Annotated in this window: 11 protein-coding genes; 10 read left to right on the plus strand and 1 reads right to left on the minus strand. The window is 61.9% G+C overall.

Annotated features, from left to right (window positions below; genetic code table 11):
* Positions 1–20 precede the first annotated feature (20 nt).
* The 10 genes from mnmE (at position 21) to NGJ44_RS05100 (ending at position 22,985) form a co-directional block, all read left to right on the plus strand.
* Positions 21–1,385 (plus strand): tRNA uridine-5-carboxymethylaminomethyl(34) synthesis GTPase MnmE, encoded by a 1,365-nt coding sequence (gene mnmE / locus NGJ44_RS05055; protein ID WP_053244400.1) that lies wholly within the window; start codon positions 21–23, stop codon positions 1,383–1,385.
* A gap of 183 nt (positions 1,386–1,568) precedes the next feature.
* Positions 1,569–2,774, plus strand: coding sequence for a tyrosine-type recombinase/integrase (locus NGJ44_RS05060; RefSeq protein WP_074856715.1), 1,206 nt, complete (start codon positions 1,569–1,571; stop codon positions 2,772–2,774).
* Positions 2,775–3,049: 275 nt separating this feature from the next.
* The gene (locus tag NGJ44_RS05065; RefSeq protein ID WP_074856712.1) at positions 3,050–4,150 is read left to right on the plus strand and encodes a Fic family protein; all 1,101 of its coding nucleotides are present in this window, start codon (positions 3,050–3,052) and stop codon (positions 4,148–4,150) included.
* 9 nt (positions 4,151–4,159) lie between these two features.
* Positions 4,160–9,433: a DEAD/DEAH box helicase family protein gene (locus NGJ44_RS05070; RefSeq protein ID WP_074856709.1), complete on the plus strand. Its 5,274-nt coding sequence runs from the start codon at positions 4,160–4,162 to the stop codon at positions 9,431–9,433.
* Between the two features lie 6 nt (positions 9,434–9,439).
* Positions 9,440–12,229: a DUF8741 domain-containing protein gene (locus NGJ44_RS05075; RefSeq protein WP_223084748.1), complete on the plus strand. Its 2,790-nt coding sequence runs from the start codon at positions 9,440–9,442 to the stop codon at positions 12,227–12,229.
* 17 nt (positions 12,230–12,246) lie between these two features.
* A complete protein-coding gene (locus NGJ44_RS05080) occupies positions 12,247–13,656 on the plus strand; it encodes an ATP-binding protein (RefSeq protein ID WP_196494984.1) in 1,410 nt (469 codons plus the stop codon).
* Entirely contained in the window at positions 13,653–18,545 is a 4,893-nt protein-coding gene (locus NGJ44_RS05085; RefSeq protein ID WP_223084750.1) for an Eco57I restriction-modification methylase domain-containing protein, read from the plus strand. Before NGJ44_RS05080 ends, NGJ44_RS05085 begins: the two co-directional genes overlap by 4 nt.
* 3 nt (positions 18,546–18,548) lie before the next feature.
* Positions 18,549–20,492: a coiled-coil domain-containing protein gene (locus NGJ44_RS05090; protein ID WP_074856700.1), complete on the plus strand. Its 1,944-nt coding sequence runs from the start codon at positions 18,549–18,551 to the stop codon at positions 20,490–20,492.
* Positions 20,489–21,256 (plus strand): HNH endonuclease, encoded by a 768-nt coding sequence (locus tag NGJ44_RS05095; RefSeq protein ID WP_155712844.1) that lies wholly within the window; start codon positions 20,489–20,491, stop codon positions 21,254–21,256. Before NGJ44_RS05090 ends, NGJ44_RS05095 begins: the two co-directional genes overlap by 4 nt.
* A gap of 13 nt (positions 21,257–21,269) precedes the next feature.
* Positions 21,270–22,985: a DUF262 domain-containing protein gene (locus NGJ44_RS05100; RefSeq protein ID WP_074856697.1), complete on the plus strand. Its 1,716-nt coding sequence runs from the start codon at positions 21,270–21,272 to the stop codon at positions 22,983–22,985.
* 48 nt (positions 22,986–23,033) lie between these two features.
* Here the strand turns inward: NGJ44_RS05100 and NGJ44_RS05105 are convergent, their stop codons facing one another.
* Positions 23,034–23,897 carry a phage integrase N-terminal domain-containing protein gene (locus NGJ44_RS05105; RefSeq protein ID WP_074856694.1) on the minus strand — a complete coding sequence of 288 codons (864 nt, stop codon included), beginning with the start codon at positions 23,895–23,897 and terminating at the stop codon, positions 23,034–23,036.
* Positions 23,898–24,330 lie beyond the last annotated feature (433 nt).

Raw genomic sequence — 24,330 nt, forward strand, 5'->3', positions numbered from 1 at the left:
CTGATTCTGATCCGCCCCCTATGTCCGCCCAAGCCCCCATCGCCGCCATCGCCACTGCACCAGGCCGGGGAGGAATCGGCGTCGTGCGCGTCTCCGGGGCGGACCTCACCGGGCTGGTTCGGCGCCTCTTCCAGCGCGACCTCGCCCCGCGCCACGCCTACTACCTGCCGTTCAGGAACGACGCGGGAGAACTGCTGGACGAAGGCATCGCGCTCTATTTCCGCGCCCCGCATTCCTACACGGGCGAAGACGTGCTCGAACTCCAGGGCCACGGCGGCCCCGCCGTGTTGCGCCGCGTGCTTGAACACTGCCTGGCCGCCGGCCGCGACCTCGGCATCCGGCTCGCCGAGCCCGGCGAATTCACCCGCCGGGCATTCCTCAACGACCGCATGGACCTCGCCCAGGCCGAGGCCGTCGCCGACCTCATCGACGCCTCCTCCGCCGCCGCGGCCCGCGGCGCCGTGGCCTCGCTCTCCGGCGAATTCTCCCGCCGCGTCAATGCGCTTTCCGAGCGCATCATCCACCTGCGCATGCTGGTCGAGGCCACCCTGGACTTCCCCGAGGAAGAAATCGACTTCCTCGAAAAATACCAGGCCCGCCCCACGCTGGACGCGCTCGCCGCCGACCTCGGCCACCTCATCGCCCAGGCCCGCCAGGGCGTCATCCTGCGCGAGGGCCTGCACGTCGTCCTGGCCGGGCAGCCCAACGTCGGCAAATCCAGCCTGCTCAACGCGCTGGCCGGCGACGACATCGCCATCGTCACCCCCATCGCCGGCACCACCCGCGACAAGGTCGTCCAGGAAATCCACATCGACGGCGTGCCGCTGCACATCGTCGACACCGCCGGCCTGCGCGACACCGACGACACCGTCGAAAGCATCGGCATCGCCCGCACCTGGCAGGAAATCGAACGCGCCGACCTCATCCTGCACCTGCAGGACGCCACCCAGCCCGGCGGCGAGCTCGACGCCCAGATCACCGCCCGCCTGCCGGCTCACACCCCCGTGCTCAAGGTCTATAACAAGATCGACCTCTTATCCACATCATTATCCACACCCTTTTCCCCAGGGCCGGGCGAGCTCGGCATCTCCGCCAAGAGCGGCCAGGGCCTGGACGCCCTGCGCGCCGAACTCCTCAAAATCGCCGGCTGGAACCCCGGCGCCGAATCCCCCTGGCTCGCCCGCGAACGCCACCTCCTCGCCCTGCGCCAGGCCGCCGAGCACCTGGACATCGCCGCCGAACACGCCAGTCAGGACGACCGCGTGCTCGACCTCTTCGCCGAAGAGCTTCGGCTCGCCCATGAAAGCCTGTCGGCGATCACGGGGAAATTCACCAGCGATGATTTGCTGGGGGAGATTTTTTCGAGTTTCTGCATCGGGAAGTGAGGTGGGGTCCATGGACGTCCATTGATGTCTGCTGATACGCCTGTAATCCGCATAAATAAAGGGATTTTTGTCTACTGAGTGATTCGGTGATACAGTCAAAGCCACTCACTTTTATGTCCAAGTTTAGTTCCAAGTAGCGGGTTTATTGCTTTCTTCCCTCTACTTGGACATACGGAGGATGAGATGGCACTGACCGACAACGCACTCAAGGCGCTCAAGCCCAGAGACAAGACCTACACGGTCACCGACGATCGGGGGCTTCATGTGGAAGTCTTCCCGACCGGGGGCATCGTCTGGCGTTACCGCTACCGCCTGAATGGCAAGTACGAGAAGCTGACGCTGGGCAAATACCCCGCGCTGACTCTGAAGAATGCTCGCCTGAAACGGGATGAGGCGGCCCAGCAAGTAGCAATGGGCGAATCGCCAGCAAAGAAGAAACAGCAAGCCAAGGTGGCTGGTGCAGAAGACGCCACCGTGGCCAACTTCGCCGAACGCTTCTTCAAGGATATCCAGTCACGCGACCGCAAGGACGTGACCATGCCGCGCCGCTACCTAGAAAAGGACATCCTGCCCCACATCGGCAGCAAGCCGGTCCGGGACATTACCGCCGAGGACGTGCGCGGCGTCATCTGGCGCAAGAAAGAACAAGGCTTCGACGCCGCTGCTGGTCAGGTGCGTGGCCTGCTCAAGCGCATGTTCGACTACGCGCTGACCTGCGGGCTGGTACAGTCCAACCCGGTGATGGCCTTGCCGATGCGGCACGTCTACCGTTCAGTCGCTCGTGATCGGGCACTGACACCGGAAGAAATCAAGCTGTTCCTGCGCGCCATGCAGACCTCCAACATCCGCCGCCAGTTCAAGATCGCCTTCCAGTTGATCCTGATGACGCTGGTGCGCAAGTCCGAGCTGATGCTGGCGCAGTGGAAGGACGTGCATCTGGACGAAGGCGAATGGCACATCCCGGTTGAGAACTCCAAGACCGGCAAACCGCACATCGTCTACCTGTCCATCCAGGCGCAGACACTGTTCAAGGAACTCAAGCCGCTGGCCAGCAGCAGCGTCTGGGTGCTGCCAGGGCGTGGCACCCTGGCCAAGCCCTTCGCCAGCAACGCGCTGAACCAGGCACTGAAGGTGTCATTGCAGGGGCAGGAGATTCCCGCCTTCACCATCCATGACCTTCGGCGCACTGCTTCGACCTTGTTGCATGAGCAGGGCTGGCCTTCGGATGTGGTGGAAAAGGCGCTGAACCACACCATCGGCGGCGTGCGCGGCGTCTACAATCGGGCGGAGTACGCCGAGCAAAGGCGAGAGATGTTGCAGGCGTGGTCGGACTACATCGACGGGCTGGCGCCGTCGGGGAATTTGGTGATCGGTGCCGCTTCGGCTTAAGGGGGCCTTTTCCGGGTAGGGCCGTTGTCCCTTGGGCGCCATTCCCTTGCCTTCCCTTTGCGTTCTGATCCTTGCTGTCGGGGCAGTTATCAACCATTGGTTGACAACTGCCTTGGGAGCTCCGGTTAGCCATGCTTGCTGCGCAAGACTCTCATGGCCTGTTTTGCGCTCAGGAAATGGAGGTAATCAAACGATAGAATAGGGTATTTTCCATATTCAATGCCCTATTTAAAGGGTACAATTACCCCATTTACACAGCCTGGACTTGCCTTTCCATGCACTCGCTCACACCCGAGTACCTTGACGCGCTTCGCTTCGATGGCACCCAGGCCGCCACGTTGCGCACACTGGGCGAGTACCAGGGCAAGCAGCAGCTCTACGTAGCGCAGTCGCCCGAAGCCCTCAAAGGGCTACGCCAGATCGCGGTGGTGGAGTCCAACGAATCGTCCAACCGGCTGGAAGGCGTTGTCGTCGCACCCTCGCGGTTGAAGTCCCTGGTCATCCGCAACGCAACACCAAAGAACCGGTCGGAGCAGGAGATCGCCGGCTACCGTGATGCCCTGGCGCTGATCCACGAATCGGCCGCGCACATGCCCTTCAGCGAGGGCGTAGTGCTGCAACTGCACACCCTGCTGTACCGCTATATGCCGCAGGCGGGCGGGCGCTGGAAGGCTACCAATAACGACATCATCGAACGCCACCCTGACGGCACGTCGTGTCTGCGCTTCCCACCAGTGGCTGCGCACCTGACACCCATGGCCATGGCCGATCTGACTGGCCGCTACGCCACCGCCCTGGACCAGCACCTGGCCGACCCTCTGGTACTGGTGCCGCTGGCGATGCTCGACTTCCTGTGCATCCATCCCTTCCCTGACGGCAACGGCCGCATGTCCCGCTTGCTGACCTTGCTGCTGCTCTACCACTTCGACTATGCCGTGGGGCGCTATATCAGTCTCGAACGCATCTTCGAGGACACCAAGGAAGGTTATTACGAGACGCTGGAAGCCAGCTCTCAGGGCTGGCACCAAGGGCAGCATGACGTCAAACCCTGGCTCGACTACTTCTGGGGTGCCTTGCTACGGGCCTACCGTGAGTTCGAGGAGCGTGTCGGCACCATCGAGCGTGGCCGCGGCAGCAAAGGCGACCGGGTGAGGACGGAAGTTCTGGGGCGCACCCTGCCGTTTTCGATTTCCGAGATTGAAGAAGCCTGCCCGGGTGTGAGCCGGGACATGGTGCGGCTGGTGCTGCGAGCGATGAAATCAGAGGGGTTGATCGAATCGACCGGCAAGGGGCGGGGGGCGAAATGGAAGCGCATCACAGCAGGCACCTCCGGTAGTACAGCGGTTCTGGCGATTGGCCACAAGATGGATCAGTGAGGACTCTCCATGGATAACGTTTTCCAGTTCCGCGATCAGCTCATCGAACGATACGGCAGCTTTTCCCGCAGTTTTGTTCGCATCGCTGCGCCTGATATCCAGGCCGAGGTCGAGCATCAATATGCGCAAGGCCGCTACTGGCCTGAGCCGCTGGTACAGATCAACCCGAATTACCAACGCAAGGGCACGGTGCAGAACCTGGCGGCACAGGGGGTCTTGCATGCTGCCTGCGCAGAGATCTTCCAGGTCGGGAAGTCTGAAGGTTCGCCAGAACCCCTGCATCTTTACAAGCACCAGATGGAAGCCTTGGCCAAAGGCCAGGAACGCCAAAGCTATGTGGTCACGACCGGAACGGGGTCGGGGAAGTCCCTGTCCTTTTTCATCCCGATCATCGACCGCATTCTCAAGGCCAAGCAATCCGATGGCAAAGCACGTACCAGGGCCATTGTCATCTACCCGATGAATGCCCTGGCCAACAGTCAGCTGGAAGAACTCGACAAGTTTCTGCATGGCTATGCGCCAGAGCGTCGTCCCTTCACCGTCAAGCGCTACACCGGCCAGGAAAGCAAGGCGGAACGCAGCGCCATCGCGGATGACCCGCCCGATATCCTGCTCACCAACTTCATGATGCTGGAGTACATCCTGACCCGCTTCGACGAAGTGGATCGGCGTGTGGTGGAACACTGCGAGGGACTTGAGTTCCTGGTGCTGGATGAGTTGCATACCTATCGTGGCCGTCAAGGGGCGGACGTTGCCTTGCTGGTGCGGCGCCTGCGAGAGCGCTTGAAAGCCGAGCAACTGGTCTGCATCGGCACGTCGGCCACCATGTCCAGCACAGGTAGCCAAGCCGACCGCAACCGCGTGGTGGCCGATGTGGCCAGCAAACTTTTTGGCACCCAGATCAGCGAGCATGACGTCATCGGCGAGACCTTGGAGCGCGTCACCAACCCGCTCAAGGACGTCAACGCCATCCGCACAGAACTACTGGCGGCCGTTACGCGAAAGCAGGATATCTGGGCTGACTTCGATGCCTTTCGCAATGATCCGTTATCCATCTGGGTGGAATTGAACCTGGGTATCGAACTGCCTGCCGACGAGCCGCCAAGGCGCGCGAGACCCATGACGCTGGAAGAGGCAAGCCGCCGTCTCGCCGAAGACGCGGGCTGCCAGCCTGAAGCCGCTCGCACCGCCCTGCAGCGCTTTCTGGTGGCTGCCCATGATGTGCGCACGCCCCAGGGCAGGCCGCCTTTCGCGTTCAAGCTGCACCAGTTCATCAGTGGACCGGGCAAGGTGCTCACCACGTTGGAAGAGCGGGGTAAGCGCCATGTCACGCTCGATGCCCAGCGTTTCGCACCTGGGCGGCAACAAGAGAATGTGCTGCTTTACCCCACGCACTTCTGCCGCGATTGCGGCCAGGAGTACCTGCCTGTCTGGCACACGCAGCAACCGGTCAGCTTCAGCCCGCGTGAAATCGACGACATCGCGGCAGAAGACGACGCCAGCTATGGCTTTCTGTGCCCTTTGGTGCCCGGCCAGCAATACGGCGGCCTGCTCGAAGACCTGCCGGAAACCTGGATCGACCTCAGCCGTAGCGAGCCCAAAGTCAAGTCAGCCTACAAGAATGCCGTTCCCTATATGGTCACGGTCGATGCCAAAGGGCAATCGGGCTCGGGGACGGAGTTCTGGTTCATTCCGGGAAAGTTCCGCTTCTGCCTGAACTGCGGCACGACACACGAAGCCCACGGCAAGGATGCCAATCGCCTCTCCAGCCTGTCCGGCGAAGGCCGCTCCTCGGCCACGACCATGATTGCCCTGGCGGCCTTGCAGCAATTGTTCGCACTTTCCGAACCTGCGCCAGGGCAGCCTGACCCACGCAAGTTGCTTGGGTTTACCGACAACCGCCAGGATGCCGCCCTGCAGGCGGGGCATTTCAACGACTTCATTTTCCTGCTCACGCTGCGCGCCGGCTTGATCGGCGCACTACAGGGCAGCGGCGGCCAGCTCGATGAAGAACACTTGGCCGAAAGCGTATTCAAGGCCCTCGGCTTTCAAGGGGTCGATGAAGCCACCTTGGTGGAATATCTGCGCACCCCCAAACTCATGGGACTGGCCCGACAAGAAGCGCAACGCACATTGCGCTTCATCATCGCCTACCGGCTACTGCGTGATCTGCGGCGTGGCTGGCGCTTCAATAATCCGAATCTGGATCAACTCGGCCTGTTGCGGATTCGCTATCGAGACCTGGATGCCTTTTGCGCCGACGCCAGCATCTTTGCTGCAAACAGCACCTTGACCAAATTGACGGCAGTGCAACGGACAGTTCTGTTCGAATTACTGTTCGACACCTTGCGCCGCCATCTGTGCCTGGAAAGTCGTTACCTCGACCCGGTCGAGCAGGACAAGGCACGCACCAGCGCCCACACCTACCTGAATGAACGTTGGGCCTTCGCGCCCGACGAGAAACTCGATACCGGCCGCCATCTCATCCTCGGCAAGCGCCCGGAATACAAGGGCAAGCCGCGCACCGACCTGGTGACAGGTGGTCCACGTTCCCGACTGCTGCGGCAAATCAAGACAGACAAACTTTGGCGAGACAGCGCTTGCGCCAGCGAGGTCATTCAGTGGAAAGATGCTGAGTGGGTCGAGCTGATCGAATACATGCTCAAGGCAGCCGGCAACTATGGTTACGTGCAAAAACATGCCATTGATTCGCAGCTCGCAGGCTGGCGCCTGAACGCGGCTGCCCTGGACTGGTGCCTGATTGCCGATCAGCCGCAAACTGATAGCAATCGGATCAACCAGTATTTCCGCACCTTGTATCTCGGCATTGCCGACCTGCTGCGTCAGCCTTCGCATCCGCTGTTCGACTTCGAGGCCCAGGAACACACCGCCCAGGTGGATGCGCCACGCCGGCAACTGCTGGAGCAGCGTTTTCGCTACACCGAAAAAGACAGGCAGGACTGGGCGCAGAACCCGGCCCACGAAGCGCCGTTGGAACGTCTGCCGGTGATGTTCTGCTCCCCCACGATGGAGCTTGGCGTGGATATCTCCGCGCTCAACACCGTGTACCTGCGCAATGTGCCGCCGACCCCCGCCAACTACGCCCAGCGCAGCGGCCGTGCGGGTCGCTCGGGTCAGCAGGCGCTGGTCATCACCTATTGCGCGGCGCTCAGTCCGCATGACCAGTGGTTCTTCCACAATGCAGAGCAAATGGTGCATGGCGTCGTGCGCGCGCCAACCCTCGACCTGAGCAACCGCGATCTCATCGACAGCCATCTGCAAGCGGTCTGGCTGGCCAGCACCCAGGTGCCGCTGGACGACAGCATTGCGCCCATGCTGGATCTCGACCAACCTGGAAAACCACTGAAACAGCCCTTGCACGAAGCATTGCGGGCGCAGGCTGTCCAGCAGCGGGCCTTGGCCAGTGCCGACCGGGTCATCAACCAGCTTGAGGGCGAGCTTGAAGGCAGCGCCTGGTTCACGCCTGACTATGTGCGCCAGGTCATCGACAACGCGGCGCAAGCGTTCTCTGGGGCGCTGGAGCGCTGGCGCGTGCTGTTCGATGCCACCCGCCAACAGATGGATATGGCTGATCGCATCGTCAAGAGCCATACCGCCTCGCACACTGAACGCCAGAATGCCCAGCGCCGTTACGGCGACGCCGCGCGCCAGTACGCCGTGTTGCTCAAGTCCGGCAACGGCCAGAACAACGACTTCTACACCTATCGCTACTTGGCCAGCCAGGGCTTCCTGCCCGGCTACAACTTCCCGCGCCTGCCGCTGATGGCCTGGATTCCTGCCCGTGGAGGTCAGACGGTCAACGGCAAGGATGACGAAGGCAGCATGGTCAGCCGGCCGCGCTTCCTGGCCCTGTCCGAATTCGGCCCCCGCAGCCTCATTTATCACCAGGGCCGCATGTACCGCGTGGTGCGAGCCAAACTCAATGTAGGCAATACAGACCACATTTCCGGCAACAGCCAGTTGGCCACCATTGCCTCGTTGGTGTGCAGCCAGTGCGGCTACGGCCATCTCGGCGAGCCGGGCGGCGAACAGCCGCTGGTCAATCGCTGCGAGAACTGCGACGCCTTGCTCACCGAGCACGATTGGGTGCGCGAGCTCTACCGCATCGAAACCGTGGAGACCGTGGCCACCGAGCGCATCTCCATCAACGACGAGGAGCGCCAGCGTCAAGGCTTCGAGCTGCAAACCACTTACCGCTTCCTGCCCGGCCCCGATGGCCGTATCCAGCAGCAGAAGGCCACGATCCAACAAGGCGAGGACGTGCTGGGCGAGCTCACCTACGCGCCCGCTGCGCAAATCTGGCGCATCAACCGCGGCTGGCGCAGGCGCAAGGACAAGGAGCAACTGGGCTTCTACATCAACCCCATCACGGGCACCTGGAGCAAGCAGGATGCACCGGATGCGGAAGACGACCAGGGCGGCGACGATGCCTTGCTGGAAAAGGTGCCCAACCAACGCATCGTTCCCTTTGTGGAAGATCATCGCAATCTGCTGATCTTCGCTCCCGTACATGCCTTGCCTCTGGAGGCCATGGCCACTTTGCAGGCCGCGCTCAAGCGCGGTATCGAAATGACCTTCCAGATCGAGGAATCCGAACTGGTGGTCGAGCCACTGCCGAAGTCTGACGAGCGCCGCGCCTTGCTGTTCTACGAAGCGGCGGAAGGCGGTGCGGGTGTGCTCACACGCCTGGCAAACCATCGCGACGACCTTGCACTCGTCGCCAGCAATGCCCTGCAACTGATTCACCATCGCAAACCGCAGAGTGGCATTTGGACGCTGGACGATCTGCCGTCGCTGGAGCAGACCGATGAACTGGGCAATCATCAATGCGAGGCCGGCTGTTACCAATGCCTGCTCTCCTACTTCAACCAGCCGGATCACGAACACATCAACCGCCGCAATGCGGATGCGCTGAAACTGTTGGTCGCGCTGGCCAATGCTCAGGTGCAGCCCGTAACGAATAGCCCGGCCACCGTTGCCGCAACGACTTCAGAAGACGAGCTGCTCGACATCTGGCTGTCCGAACTCCGCCAGGCCGGGGCTAGACAACCTGATGCGGTCAATGTACCCGTCAACAATGGCGCGGCCATCGCCGCAGCCCAGTACAAGGCATCCCGTGCTCTGGTGTTTCTGTCCGCGGTGGATGAGCAGACCGCCAGCGTATTGCAGGACAAAGGCTGGCAGGTGCTCGATTTCTCGGACGCTTCACGCTGGCCACAACAATTCGCCGCGCACGCCGATGTGTTCGGTTCCAAGGAATAAAGGCGCATGACGATCCTCGAACACGACTTTCTACCCGGCAACCTGGTGCGCGCCCGAGGCCGCGAATGGGTGGTGCAGAGCGACTCCCGCCGCGACTGGTTGCGCCTGCGTCCATTGAGCGGCGCCGATGACGAAAGCATCGCCCTGATCCCCGAGTTGGAACTGCATCCCGTCGAACCTGCCACCTTCGACTGGCCCGATCCCGCACGCGCCGGCAACCACGCCGCCGCGCTGTTGCTACGCGATGCCTTGCGCCTCACCCTGCGCGCCGGCGCTGGGCCGTTCCGCTCCTTCGGCAACATCGCTGTCGAGCCGCGCGGCTACCAGCTTGTGCCGCTGCTGATGGCCTTGCGCCTGTCCACGGTGCGCCTGCTGATCGCCGATGACGTGGGCATCGGCAAGACCATCGAAGCCGGTCTGATCGCCCGCGAACTGATGGACCGTGGCGAAATCGCCCGCCTGGCCATCCTCTGCCCGCCACACCTGGTCGAACAATGGCAACGTGAGCTGGAGGCCCGTTTCAACCTGCATGCCATCGCGTTGACCTCGGCATCCGCATCGCGCATCGAACGCGACCTTCCGCATGGTGCGCGCCTGTTCGACCATCATCCCGTGGTGGTCGTCAGCCTGGACTACATCAAGAGCGAACGCCACCGCGAACAGTTTCTCGCCACCGCCCCCGAGTGCATCATCGTTGACGAGGCCCACACCTGCGCCAGCAGCGGCGCGGGCAAGCAATTGCGCTTCGAGTTGCTGCAACGCCTTGCCCGTGACGCGCAGCGACACCTGATTCTGCTGACCGCCACCCCTCACTCCGGTGACGAAACCGCCTTCTACAACTTGCTGTCGCTGCTCGATCCACGCTTTGCCGCCTTGCAAGGCCGCATGACAGCCTCCGACCCGCTGCGTCAGGAACTGGCGCGCCACTTCGTCCAGCGCCGTCGCAAGGACATCGTTGAATGGCAGGCCGAGACCCATGACGGACGAGGTTTTCCCCGCCGCATGAAAACCGAGCTGACCTACCAGCTCAGCGGCGAATGGGGCGCGTTCTTCGACGCCGTGCAGGATTACTGCCGCGAACTGGCTGAAACCATTGAGCAGCAAGAACAGCAAGGCGGCGCGCGCCTCATCTGGTACGCCACCCTGGCATTGTTGCGCTGCGTGGCATCGTCGCCCGCGGCCGCCGTCAAGGCCCTGACCACGAGGCTGGAAGGAACCCTGCCTGACGACGCCCTTCTCAGTGATGAACGCTTGCACGATGGCGAGGCCGATGATCTTTCCGGCAGTGATCTGGAGCCGCCCGCCCAGGTGCAGGATGCCGCGCCGCGCCTGCAAGCCCTGATCGCCGACGCGCAACGTCTTTCCGGCAAGGCCGGTGATCCCAAGCTGGCCGCGCTCATCCGGCATATTGACCTTCTTGTGAAGGATGGCTACCACCCGGTGGTGTTCTGCCGCTACATCGCCACCGCCCATTACGTGGCCGAACACATCAAGGCCGCTTTTCCGAAGGCCACCGTCGATGCCGTCACCGGCGAACTCACCCCCGAAGAACGCCGCGAGCGCGTGGACGACATGGAGGATGCCGAGCAACGCATCCTGGTCGCCACCGACTGCCTCTCCGAAGGCATCAACCTGCAACATCTGTTCACCGCTGTTGTTCACTACGATCTGGCCTGGAACCCCACTCGCCACGAACAGCGCGAAGGCCGCGTCGATCGTTTCGGTCAGCAAGCCGATGAAGTGCGCTGCACCATGCTCTACGGGCAGGACAACCCGGTGGATGGCTTCGTGCTCAACGTCATCCTGCGCAAAGGCGAGGCCATCCAGAAGGAACTCGGCGTGCTGGTGCCTCTGCCCGAGGACGAAGCCCGCATCAACCAGGCGCTGGTCAAAGCCGCGCTGATGAAACGCAGTGACAGCCGCGCCGCATCGCCCCAGGCGGCGTTCGACTTTGGCGAACCCGAACAGTTGCTGGCCCCGCTGCAAGCGCAATGGCAAGACGCCCTGGAAAAGGCCAAGGCCAACCGCACCGTCTTTGCCCAGCGCCGCATCAAGCCCGACGAAGTGCTGCCCGAATGGCACAAGCAGCAGCAGGCCCTGGGCACCCAGACTGACGTGCAGCGCTTCCTGCAAAGCGCCAGCGTGCGCTTGGGGTCGCCACTGGAAATCGGCCGCAAGCAAACCGCCCGTTTCCTGCCGCAACACCTGCCCGAAGCCCTGCGCCAACGCTTGGCCGACGAAGGCATAGACAGACCCCAGGTGATCGACTTCAGCGAACTGCACCGCAGCCATCCGCTGGTCGGCTTGCTGGCCCAACACCTGCTGGAAGACGCACTCGGCGGCGAACGTCCACTGGCCGCCCGTTGCGCCGCCACGCTGACCAATGACGTGGAAGTCGTCACCACCCTCTACCTGCTGCGCCTGCGCCACCAGCTCAGCTACGTGCGCCGCCGCGAGCCGTTCCAGATGATGGCCGAGGAAACCGTGGCCCTGGCCGTGCAAGGCCGCAACACGCCGCAATGGCTGGCCGATGACAGTGCCAGCCGTCTGCTCGAATGCACCCCCAGCGGCAACTTGCCGCCCGAGGCCGTGCAGCGTGAAGTGCGCGCCGCGCTGGATTATCTGGCTGCTCATCCACAGCAGTTGCAGGCACTGGCCGAGCAACGCGCCGCAGCGCTGCTGGCCGACCATCAGCGCGTGCGCGAAGCCGCCCGGGACATTGGCCAGTACAGCGTCAGCCCCTGCCTGCCCGTGGATGTGATGGGTGTGTACGTATTGCTGCCGGACGCTCTCTGATGATGCACGAGCCGCCCATGACAGAGACCGAAACCACCGAGCTCAAAAAGTCTCTGGCCGAACTGAAACAGGGGCTGGTTTCGCTGACCGCCATGCTCAACAAGCACGGCCAGGGCGAACTGTGGTTCGGCATTGCGCCAAACGGTAAAGCCGTGGGGCTGGAGATCAACGAAAAAACCCTGCGTGATGTCTCCCAGGCCATTGCCGCGCATATCGAACCCGCTATCTATCCACAAATCACCCAGCAGCTCATTGAGGGTAAGCATTGCCTGCAAATCAAGGCCGAGGGCTGGCAGCAGCCTTATCTGGCCTATGGCCGTGCCTACATGCGGGTGGCCGATGAAGATAAAAAACTCAGTGCCAGCGAACTGAAAAACCTCATCCTGCAAAGCAACCAGGATGCGCTGCGCTGGGAAAACGAACCCAGCGGCCTGGCGCTGGAACAATTGAACCCCGAAAAAATCAGCCGCTTCCTTGCACGCGCCGGCCTGCCGCCAGACAGCGTCGCCAACGCCCTGGAAAAGCTCGACCTGTTGCGCCAGGGTGCGCCCATCAACGCCGCCAAACTGTTTTTTGCCCACCAGCCCATCCAGTTGCGCTGCGCGGTATTTGCCACCACCACCAGCTCCACCATCATCGACCGTCATGATTTCGACGGCGATATCCTCGAACTGATCGAAGAAGCCGAAAAATACGCCCTCAAAAACATCCACATCGGCATGCGGCTGGAAGGCTTGCGCCGCGTGGACGTGCCAGAAATCCCCCTCAAGGCCATCCGCGAAGCGCTGGTCAACGCCTTTTGCCACCGCGACTGGCGCGACCCCGACTTTGTGCAGGTTGCCGTGTTCAAGGATCGCCTGGAAATCCGCAGCCCCGGCAGCCTCTACGGCAACCTGACCTTTGACGAGATACGCCAGGGCAACGTCTCCCGCCGCCGCAACCCGAAAATCGCAGAGCTGCTGCGCCGCATTCATCTGGTGGAAGCCTGGGGCCGAGGGGTGCCGTTGATTCTGGAAAACGCCCCGGATGCCAGCTTCATCGAAATCGGCGGGCTGTTCATTACCCGCTTCAAGCGGCCATCGGCGCTGGAGGTTGGTGCAGAAACCAGTACAGAAACCGTTGATACTAGTAGAGAAACCAGTACAGAAACTCTGAAAACTAGCAGAGAAAACGCCAAGACTGGTAGAGAAACCAGTACAGAAACTGCCCCTTCCGATGCACTGGCAGGGCTTTCAACAGCGCAAAAAATCCTGCACCACCTGCAATTGACACCGGCCAGCACCGCCAAAGACCTTGCCCAAAAAATCGGCATCACGGAAAAGGGCGTTCGCTATCACCTGGAGCAACTGAAGAAACAGGGCAGGCTGCGCCACGTTGGCCCGACCAAGGCTGGCCATTGGGAAATTCTGGGGGAGACCAAATCATGAAACGCATCCGCAAAACCCAGGCCACGCTCAACCTGCCCACCCTCAAGCTCGAAGGTGGCCTGTTCCTGCCCGACCAACTGGAAAAAGCCGCTCAGGGCCGCGCCAGTGCCCAGAGCGAGGCCGACTACGGCACCCCCAAAGGCGTCAAGCTCAAGGACGAATACAGCCGCGCTTTCCAGATCGCCTGCGCCCAATGGCAGCACTTTGCCGCGCAGATGGAACGCGCCGACGTCGATGCCGCGCAGCTCACCACCGCTTTCGTCCACGAACTGTTGCGCGACGCCTTTGGCTACACCACCTTGCAAGCCACGGCAGCACAGCCAGTGGGCGAACTGAGCTACCCGGTCAGCCTGATGGCAGGCAGCTTGCCTGTCCTGGTGGCACCACACACCCTGGGCCTGGACGAGGCCGACGCACGATTTGCCGTGCAGGGCGGCGGCAACCGCAGGAAAGCCCCGTTCCAGGCCATGCAGGAACTGCTCAACGCCAGCGAACCGCTGCAATGGGGCATCGTCAGCAACGGCAAGCAACTGCGCCTGCTGCGCGACGCGGCCAGCCTTACCCGCCCCAGCTTTCTCGAAGTCGATCTGGCCGACCTTCTGGGTGGCCAGCGTTATGCCGAATTCGCCAACGTTTGGCGTCTACTGCATGCCAGTCGCGCATTCCGCCTCGGCCAGGGCGCTATGGCGTGCATCTGGGAACAATGGCGCAGCGAAGGCCAGCAGGAAGGCACCCGCGTACGCGATGGCCTGCGCGATGGCGTCGAGCAGGCGCTGCTGACCTTCGGTCAGGGCTTCCTGCAACACCCCGACAACCACGCCCTGCGCACCGCCCTGCATGACGGCACACTCAGCAAGGACGCCTTTTTCCAACAACTGCTGCGCCTGGTCTACCGGCTCATCTTCGTCTTCACCGTGGAAGAGCGCGGCCTGCTGCATCCGCAGGACGATAGCGCCGAAGCACAAACCGCCCGCCGCGCCTATGCCGAAGGCTATGCCCTGGCCCGCCTGCGCGAGCTGTGCCTCAAACGCCGTGCCCGCACCCGGCACGACGACCAGTGGCAGGCCATCCGCATCGTCTTCCGTGGCCTGGCACAAGGCGAGCCGCGTCTGGCCTTGCCCGCCCTGGGCGGCCTGTTCGCTCCCGCGCAATGCCCAGATCTGGATGCCGCCAGCCTGGACAACGCCCACCTGCTGGCCGCCCTGCAGCACCTGCGCTGGGCCAAGCCGACCGGCGCGCAAAGCCTGGTGCCGGTGGACTACCGCAACATGGGCCCGGAAGAGCTGGGCAGTGTCTACGAAAGCCTGCTGGAACTGGTGCCCGCCATCGACCTGCCCGCCCGCACCTTCGGCTTCGTCGGCCGCACCGAGGAAGGCAGCACCGCCGGCAACGCCCGCAAGCTCACCGGCAGCTACTACACCCCCGACAGCCTGGTGCAGGAGCTGATCAGGAGCGCGCTCGACCCCGTCATCGAACAGCGTCTGGCAGCCAACCCGGCCAACCCCACCGAGGCGCTACTGGCCATCCGCGTCATCGACCCGGCCTGTGGCAGTGGCCACTTCCTGCTCGCCGCCGCTCGCCGGCTGGCGGAAAAACTGGCCCAGTTGCGCAGCCTGGAAGGTGGCCAGGAAGGCGCCATCCAGCCGCAGGACTACCGCCATGCCCTGCGCGAAGTGGTGGCCCGCTGCATCTACGGGGTGGACCGCAACCCCATGGCCATCGAACTGGCGCGCATGGCGCTGTGGCTGGAAGGCTACGAGGAAGGCCGCCCGCTGGGCTTTCTCGACCACCACCTGCAAGTGGGCGACGCCCTGCTGGGTCTGACCGACCTGAACGTGCTCGAGCAAGGTATCGCCAAGGATGCCTTCAAGCCCTTGAGCGGCGACGACAAGGACGCCTGCAAGGTACTGGCCAAGGCCAACGCCGCCGGTCTCAAGCAGATTGCCAGGGACCTGCAAGGCAAGCAGATGCTGCTGAGCGTGGACAACTGCAGCGGCCTCGATGCCCTGCGCGCCATCGAAACCCTGCCCGCCGACACCCCGGAGCAGGTGGCCGCCAAGGAACAGGCCTGGCGCCGCTTTCTGGAAGACTCCGCCCACAGCCCGCTCGCCCACGCCGCCGATGCGCTGGTGGGCGCCTACCTGCTGCCCAAGACGGAGGACACGGCAGAAACCGTGCCCACCAGCATCACCCTGCATGCGCTGCTGACCGACCCGCAACGCGCCCAGACCGAGCACGCCGCGCCCATCGCCGCCGCACGCGCGGCCTGCGAACAGGCGCGCGTGTTCCACTGGCCGCTGGCCTTCCCGCAGGTGTTTGCGCAGGGCGGCTTCGACTGTGTGCTGGGCAATCCGCCGTGGGAGGTGTCGCAGATGGGCGAGGAGGAATTCTTCGCCACGCGAGCACAGCACATTGCAGAACTGGCGGGCGATGCGCGCAAACAAGCCATTGCTGCACTGCCTGAAACCGATCCGCGTTTGTGGGATGAGTTTGTCAAAGAAAGCCAACGGATTGCGGCCGCCAACAACTTCTATCGGGAATCGGGACGCTTTCCGCTGACGGCTGTTGGCAAGCTCAACACCTATCCCTTGTTTGCCGAAACCATCCTGCAAATCCATGCCGACAGTGGCCGCGCCGGCTTCGTCGTGCCCACCGGCATCGCCACCGACGACAGCACCAAAGCCTACTTCGGGCACATCACCCAGAACCGGCGGCTGGTCAGCCTGTACGACATCGAGAACCGCGAAAAGCTGTTCCCCGCCGTCGATAGCCGCATGAAGTTCTGCCTGCTCACCCTGGGCGCAGCGGACCAGGCCGAATTCGTCTGCTTCGCCACCCAGGTCAGCCAACTGGCCGACCCGCGCCGTCGCTTCACCCTCACGCCCGACGAATTCCGTCTCATCAACCCCAACACGCTCACCTGCCCGGTGTTCCGCAGCGAGCGCGACGCGGAACTGACCAAGAAGCTCTACCGCGCCGCCCCGGTGCTGATGCGCGATGCCGTGATCGCAGGCGAGGGCAAGCAGGCCAAGGTGGTGGAACCCGCGCAAAACCCGTGGGGCATTACGTTCTCGCAAGGTCTATTCAACATGACCAGCGCAAGCCACCTGTTCAAGGACGAGCCAGCTGCCGATCGCCTGCCGCTGTACGAGGCCAAACTGATCCACCAGTTCGACCACCGCTGGGCCACCTACACACCGGACGGCAACAGCCGTGATGTCACGCCGGCGGAAAAGGCCGACCCGGCTTTCACCGTCACCCCGCGCTACTGGGTGCAAGCCCGCGAAGTCTGGCTGCGCGTCGCCCGCCTGCCCGAAGGCTTGATGAAGGCCCTCAAGGACGGCAACCCCCAGGCCACCGTGCTGTGTGTCACCCAGTTGCTGTTCGGGCGCTACCTGGCCGAACAACGCCAGACCCATCCCGGCCTGCGCCTTTACCCGGCCTGGCAAGGTTTCGTCAAACAGCATCCGTATGCGCAACAGGTCTCGCCGTGGTCCTTGGGGCTATGTGGCAATAACCCCACCGTGCTGCAACCACTCAATGACGACTACTTGCCCGGTGCGCCCGAACCGGAAGTGGTGCGCTACACAGAAGGGGCACGCAACGCCACCGGCTGGATTGCCATTGATCCGCAGATTGAAGAAGCCATGCTGAGATTGGCTGCTGATTACTGCCATCTACCCGCACCGGATGAGCCATTGGCAGACGAGCAGGCCGTGCTCGCCCTCGCCGAACGCTGGTTGCAGGCCGCCTGCCCACAGTGGCTGATGGGTTGGCGAGATATCACCAATGCGACCAATGAGCGGACGGTGATTGCGTCGGCGGTGCCGTTGGTGGGGGTGGGCCATACCATGCCGTTGTTCACCACGACCGCAAATGCTCAATTGGCGGCCTGCCTGCTGGGCAATCTGTGCTCACTGGTGCTTGATTACTGCGCTCGCGTGAAGGTGGGCGGTACACACCTGACGTATGGCTACTTGAAGCAGTTTCCTATCCTGCCACCCGAACACTACACCGAGGCTGACCTCGACTTCATCGTCCCGCGTGTGCTGGAGCTGACCTACACAGCCTGGGATCTGCAACCCTGGGCCGAGGAGTTGATAGGTGGATGGAAAACGGAAAATGGCGATTGGAAGCTTGGTACTCCCGACGCCATCCGTCGCTCGCCGCTGGTCCCATTCCCCTGTGATCCAGACCGTCGCGCCTATCTCCGTGGTCAATTAGATCAGTACTACGCCAAACTCTACGGCCTCACCGAGGAGGAACTACGCTATATCCTCGATCCCACCGACGTCATGGGCGAAGACTACCCCAGTGAAACCTTCCGCGTTCTCAAGGAAAAAGAAATTCGTGAGTATGGCGAATACCGCACGCGACGGCTGGTGCTGGAGGCTTGGGAGCGCTTGGAACAAGCACCCCCGGCCATCATTCCGCAAGCCCAACCTGCTCGCCCGAGCACGCCATTCCGTACCTATGCAGCGGGCTACACACCCGCTACCGAAGCTGAAGACTGGCTCGCGGGTTTAGTCTGCGACATTCTCCTTCAGACAGGTACTTGCGATGATGTTCGCCTGCGCCAGATTCTGCTGACAGACTTGCCGGAGCATATTCCGCACAGGGAGCTTCTGAGTGAGTGGCTGAAGCCGATCAAGAACGAGCGGTGGTCACATATCTGTGCCTGGCTGCGCAGCCTGTTGGGGGTGCCGACCACAGAACCTCTGTCTATCCGTGATGCGAAAGGTCTGGCACAGGTGCTGGGCGACAGTCGTACGGCATCGCTTGCCAGCGCCTTGATTGAGGCAAGGAAACAACAGGAGTTGGCTTTGGAGCAGGCATTGGCCGCACCAGAAACGCCCATGCAAACGGAAGGTCTGCAAAAAAGGGGATAAGGGATGAACGCTGTCGGTATGCCAGAACCATTTTCTACAAAGCCTCGCCTATGGGTAGAGACGTTGTGGCTGCTGGAGTCACTGACAGCGGATGAACCCTTGCGCGAAATACCGCTGCACCGCGGCCTCAACCTGATCGTATCGCCACCAGGAAAAGGCAGCTCTGGGCATGGCGTGGGAAAAACCGCTTTTTGCCAATTGCTGCGGTTCGCACTGGATGACCCCCTCTGGTCCGAGGGGTCAGCCTTGCGCGATGAACTGCTGCAAAGCGAGGATTTGAAGGAGGGGGCTGTTGCCGCCCGTGTGCATATTGGCGGGGAAGTATGGACAGTCTTGAAGCCGTGGCGACACCAGAAGATGTACCGCGCTTCCCGTCATGCGGATTGGCGGCAGCTGGCCGCAGGTAACGCTGAGAACGAATACCACGCTTACCAGAATGCACTGCGACAGCATTTTGTCGAAACCTTGCCGGTTCAGGAGTTGCCTGGCTCCGGGCAGCCTATTGAATGGCACCACATTCTGGCCTGGTGCTCCCGTGACCAGAACGCCCGATACCAGCATTACTTCCAATGGCGTGCGGAAGGTGTCCGGTTCAGTTTGCCGGCGAAGTCGCCATTGGCTCTCATACAGATCGTATTAGGTATGCTGCACGACGCCACGACGCTGCGTGATCTGGATAGCGCAGCAAAAGCGGTAGAAACCCATAAGGCGAGACTGGAGCAACTGCGAGAGGAACCTACGCGTTTGCTGAACCATGTGCGCCGGCAATTGGCCAACCGCCTTGAAGCGCCAATCAATACACCCTTCCGGCAGGAAGGATTGATCGAGCATCCCAACTTGATTGGTATCGCCAGGCAACGCCACGAAGCCTATCAGCAGGAACTGCGATCAATCGAGGAAGAGCGAAAGGCACTTGTACACGAACGCCAGTCCTTGCTGGAAAAGCGTGCCCCGCTGAAAGGCAATCTAGACGTCATTGCCAATGAAATAGCCCAGGTAGAAGCGTTGATTGCTGGCGATATCGAGCGGTTAGAGGCGTTGCAAAACGAAGCAGCATCACTGCAAAAGAATCTCTCCAAGCATTGCGACGCAGGAAATCGCCTGCTCAAGGAGTGTCACTATGTTACTCAGCGCATCGAACTGGTTCAGATTGACCGAAAGCAGCGCACCTTGAGTTATCAGCAAAACAAAGAATCCCTTGAGCGCAGTCTGGTTGCGCTGCGCCGCCGCCGGAATGGGCTGATTGACGAGATGGCACCGCTGGATAAAGCACTTGCCGCTATTGATGGAAGAAGTGCTGATATGGACCAGAGGTACGCCCAAGCAATGGTGGCTGATCAGCTGCTCACGGAGGCTATCGAGAGCTACGAATATTATGAAAGCCTTGCCTCTGGAAAGTCACAATCAACCGAAATGGATGCGTTACAACGCAAGCTGGATGAACATCGGCGTCGTTGCAATCAGTTGAAGCTACAGCTCGAACAACAGCGCCAGATGGTAGCGGGGCGCCGCCAGGCAATCAGCGACGCCATGATGGCTGTTGCCAGATCACTGCCTTCCTTCACGTGGGGCGTTTTCAACGATCAAGAAGAACACCGCAATCACCCCTTTCGAATGGGGCCGAGACACTCGACCACCTACAAAGTTCTGGAGATTCTCGCAGGTGATGTGGCCTGCTTGCTCGATAGCACTCAGGAGCAAAGCTTCCATCCCGGGTTTCTATTGCACGATTCTCCCCGCGAAGCGGAGATGAGCGAAGACATACTCTGGGCCCTGCTCGAACATGTCGCAAAAAAAGGTGGAGACTCGTTGCAATACATCGTTACCACTTCAACTGAACCACCTGAATCACTCCAGATTTATGAGCGGCACAGGCTCTCAACAGAGAGCGTGGACGGACTTCTTTTCCGTAAGCGCTTGGGTGCCGAACAGGCAACGATGGCATGAACCCACTGCAACGCACCCTCATCGAAAAAGCCGGCCACGACAATGGCTTCGAGCACGTGCTATCTCCGGCAGGCGATGCGGTGACACTGGCTTCGGCCCGTCATCGCAGCCAGGCGGTAGTGACGGCATCGGCCGATGGCTTCGGCTTGCGCCTTCAACCGGCTACGCCCGCGCTGCTGCCGGAACTGTTGCGTAGTTTCCAACCGCGGGCCGGAGCTGATGACGTGTTTTGTGTGCCGACCCTGCCCGATTTGGCGGCTCTCCTGCGTCGCACGGCCAGTTTGTCGCAGGCCTTGCCGAATCAGGCCGTGCGCGACTACCACACGGCCGTCGCGCAGGCTGTGGAGGCACTGCCTGTCGAGAACCGGGGCACGGAAGTCGAACGCCTGGTGCGCCAGCGCGTGGGGCAGGCGCGTTACCGCGATGCCTTGCTGACCTACTGGGGGGGTGCCTGCGCGGTGACCGGCGTCACCGTGACCGAGGCACTGCGCGCTAGCCATGCCAAACCCTGGGCCGAATGCGCCGACGACGCCGAGCGGCTGGATGCCTTCAACGGCTTTCTGCTGGTGGCCAATCTCGATGCGCTGTTCGACCGCTTTCTGATCAGCTTCGACGATACCGGACATTTGCTGACCAGCGCCCGCCTGTCCCAAAGCGATCTGCCTGGGCTTGGCATTCATTCGGGAATGACGTTGCGCTGGCTGACCAGGGAGCACCGGCATTATTTACAGTGGCACCGCGAGCGCTTCCTGCTCGGTGCCTGATCGAAGGAAAAACATGGCCAAGGCCGAAGCAAGCGTCGAAGAGCTGGTATCAATGATCGAGCGGGGCGAACTGCGCTTGCCAGAGATGCAGCGCCAGTATGTGTGGCGCTCCACGCGAGTGCGCGATCTGCTGGATTCGCTGTACCGCGGCTACCCATCGGGCGCAATCCTGCTTTGGGAAACGGATGAAGCTGTGCCGCTGCAGGATTTCGCGGTCAGCCAGAGCACGAATCCTTACCAGAGCACGCGGCTTCTGCTGGATGGTCAGCAGCGTCTGACATCGCTCTCTGCCGTCATTCGCGGCGAGCCAGTATCGGTACGCGGCCGTCGTCGGCCGATCGACTTGCTGTTCAACTTGGAACATCCCGACCAGTTGGCGGTCGTGACCGAAGTGGAAGAGAACGGCGACGACGAGGACGATGTTGACGACGATAGCGAACTGATTGGCGATGAGACGGACTCGACCGAGGACGAACTGCTCAAGCGCTTCAACAAGATGACTTTCGTGGTGGCCACGAGGAAGCTGGAGCAGTTGCCGCATTGGGTGAAAGTGTCGGAAGTGTTCAAGACCGACAACGATGCGCCGTTCCTCAAACGTGCGGGCATCAGTGGTTTTGACGATCCTCGTTATGAGAAGTACAGCCAGCGCCTGGCCCGGCTACGTGGCATCCGCAAGTACGTTTATCGGATGGATGTACTGGAACGGACGCTTTCCTACGATGAGGTCACGGAAATCTTCGTCCGGGTCAATTCACTGGGAGCCAAGCTGCGCAGTTCCGACTTGGCTCTGGCGCAGATCACCGCCAAGTGGCGGCACTCGCTGCAGACGTTCCAGGATTTTCAGAAGGCCTGTGCCAAGACGGGCTTTGACCTCGATCTCGGTTTGCACCTGAAGAACCTGATGGCGTTTGCCACCGGTCAATCGCGTTTCCAGATCGTGGGTAGCCTGAGTGTGGAGAAGCTGCAGAAGGCGTGGAAAGAAGCCTGCGAGGGCATGGAATTCGCGCTCAACTTCCTGCGTAGCAATCTGGGCATCGATAGCCCGGCGCTGCTGTCGTCGCCCTTCCTGCTGGTGGTGCTGGCGTATTTCGGACACAACCGCAACTATGCGCTGAGCAACAATGAGGCCCGCCAACTGCGCTATTGGGCGCTGATGGCCAATGCCAAAGGCCGCTTCTCCCGAGGCTCCAGCGAAACCATTCTGGATCAGGATTTGGCAAGTATTCGTCAGGGCGGAGCGGTGAGCGAGCTGATTGACCGGCTGCGCCTGCAGTTCGGCCGCCTGGACATTACCGCGGAGGAGCTAGAAGGCCGCAACCAGCGCAGCGCGCTGTTCAAGACCATGTTCCTGGCTTTCCGCGCTGCCGGTGCGAAAGATTGGCGCAGCCATCTGGCCATTGCTCTGGATCATTCGGGCGCCCAGCATCGCTTGCAGTTCCATCACATCTTTCCCAAAGCCGTATTGAAGACCAGCTTCACTGCCCGCGAGGCGGATGACATCGCCAATCTGGCCTTCATCGGCGGCAAGACGAATCGCGCGATCAGCGACAAGGCCCCGGCGGTTTACCTGCCCCCGCTGGTGGACCAGCTTGGCGAGCCAGCGTTCGCAGCACAGTGCATCCCGGTCGAGGCATCGCTGCTGGAAGTGGAAAGCTACAAGGCTTTCTTGCTTGAGCGACGCAAGAGGATTGCAACGGCGCTGAATACGTTTGTTGGGCCTGCAGATTGAGCCGGTGGACGGCTGTGTATATAGGCCAGGGGGCTCATACTGCCTGACCTAGCTACCGAGGTAGATGGCAGTGATTTGAACGCGCTCGTGTCCCACCTCACGGCTGATGGTTTGGCGAGCACGGCTGTCTTCCATACGTTGTGTTGGGCTTAATGCCCTGACTGAAGGCCCACCCGCCGCCGGTGCCTTCCATCCCGTCAGCACCTCATACCGCATCTGCGCGTACCGATGCCGCAGTCCGTGCATGTTGCTCAACCCTGCCGCCTTGCATTGCCCGTCGTAGACGTGCCGCTGCTGGATGTAGGTCTTGTTCGCAGGGATCAGCGAGCCCAACCCTGTCAGCCGGTGTGCTTCGTCCAGCACCGTCCGCTGCTCCGGTGTCGTGATCGGTACCGTCCGGTCGCGCCCGCCCTTGGCCCATGAGCCTTTGATGGCGATGTGATCGCCACGGTCGGCATAGCGGGGCTGGAACTTGATGGATTCCTCTCGCCGCAGACCGAAGGCCGCTTGCAGACGCAGGCTCATGCGAACGTGTGGATCGGTGATCCTGTCCAGTCCGTCGCCCAGTTCCTTGGCCTTGCTTTCGCCGGTCACATAGCGCCGCTCGGGAATGCCCAGCTTGGTGTTGTCCGCTGGCAGGATGCCTGCCTTGCCGACCTTCTCGGCCCACCAGCGCAGGTGAGCCATGCGGTTCTTCAGTGTGCCGGCCGACAGGCCTTCGGCTTGCCAGCGCTGCAACAGGGCTTCGACGTGCTTGCCCTTGAGCGAGGTCGCCCGCATCTGGCGGAAGCCTGCTTCGCGCAGTTGGCGTGCGGCCAGGCTCAGTGAGCGCTGCCGGTCGGCCTGGGTGGCGTGGCTGCCGTCGCGGTTGCGCTGGCAAAGCTGGCGCAGGGTGTAGGTCAGGTCGTCCATTGCGATGTTGTTTCGTCGGTTGTCGGGGCTGAGAAGCGAACGGTCAGTGTTTTTGCCAACTCGCCAAGGCGAGATCCCCGAAGGGCAAGGGCCAGGTGCTCAGTTCACCTGTGGCCTCGAATGAGGCGTCCGCCTTGCTTCCTGTGGGAAGGCCGGGCGGAAGAGTTGCAAGGGACGACAACGCGATGTGCTGGGATAGGTACCTCCTGTGGAGTGGTGGAAACGAGCTGACAGACCGCGCGAGGTCGGGCGACCCGCGACGAGTGGCTGGAGCGCCGGATGTGTATTGCGACGATGGCGGGACGAACCACGCCGAGGATGAGGAAGGCTCTGCCCATCGGTAGGGCGGCACACAGAGCGAGCCGGGGTGTGCCAGGGATGGTTCCGTCCGGCGAGCCGGGTCGGCGCTTGCAGGAACCTGCGCCAGGGTTCC

It is taken from the genome of Achromobacter sp. Marseille-Q4962, assembly GCF_943737005.1.
Taxonomy (GTDB): Bacteria; Pseudomonadota; Gammaproteobacteria; order Burkholderiales; family Burkholderiaceae_B; genus Achromobacter.

Bases quoted from the DNA above. Each gene is read 5' to 3' on its own strand.
- mnmE (WP_053244400.1), top strand. From the start codon at position 21: ATGTCCGCCCAAGCCCCCATCGCCGCCATCGCCACTGCACCAGGCCGG.
- NGJ44_RS05060 (WP_074856715.1), top strand. From the start codon at position 1,569: ATGGCACTGACCGACAACGCACTCAAGGCGCTCAAGCCCAGAGACAAG.
- NGJ44_RS05065 (WP_074856712.1), top strand. From the start codon at position 3,050: ATGCACTCGCTCACACCCGAGTACCTTGACGCGCTTCGCTTCGATGGC.
- NGJ44_RS05070 (WP_074856709.1), top strand. From the start codon at position 4,160: ATGGATAACGTTTTCCAGTTCCGCGATCAGCTCATCGAACGATACGGC.
- NGJ44_RS05075 (WP_223084748.1), top strand. From the start codon at position 9,440: ATGACGATCCTCGAACACGACTTTCTACCCGGCAACCTGGTGCGCGCC.
- NGJ44_RS05080 (WP_196494984.1), top strand. From the start codon at position 12,247: ATGACAGAGACCGAAACCACCGAGCTCAAAAAGTCTCTGGCCGAACTG.
- NGJ44_RS05085 (WP_223084750.1), top strand. From the start codon at position 13,653: ATGAAACGCATCCGCAAAACCCAGGCCACGCTCAACCTGCCCACCCTC.
- NGJ44_RS05090 (WP_074856700.1), top strand. From the start codon at position 18,549: ATGAACGCTGTCGGTATGCCAGAACCATTTTCTACAAAGCCTCGCCTA.
- NGJ44_RS05095 (WP_155712844.1), top strand. From the start codon at position 20,489: ATGAACCCACTGCAACGCACCCTCATCGAAAAAGCCGGCCACGACAAT.
- NGJ44_RS05100 (WP_074856697.1), top strand. From the start codon at position 21,270: ATGGCCAAGGCCGAAGCAAGCGTCGAAGAGCTGGTATCAATGATCGAG.
- NGJ44_RS05105 (WP_074856694.1), bottom strand. From the start codon at position 23,897: ATGGACGACCTGACCTACACCCTGCGCCAGCTTTGCCAGCGCAACCGC.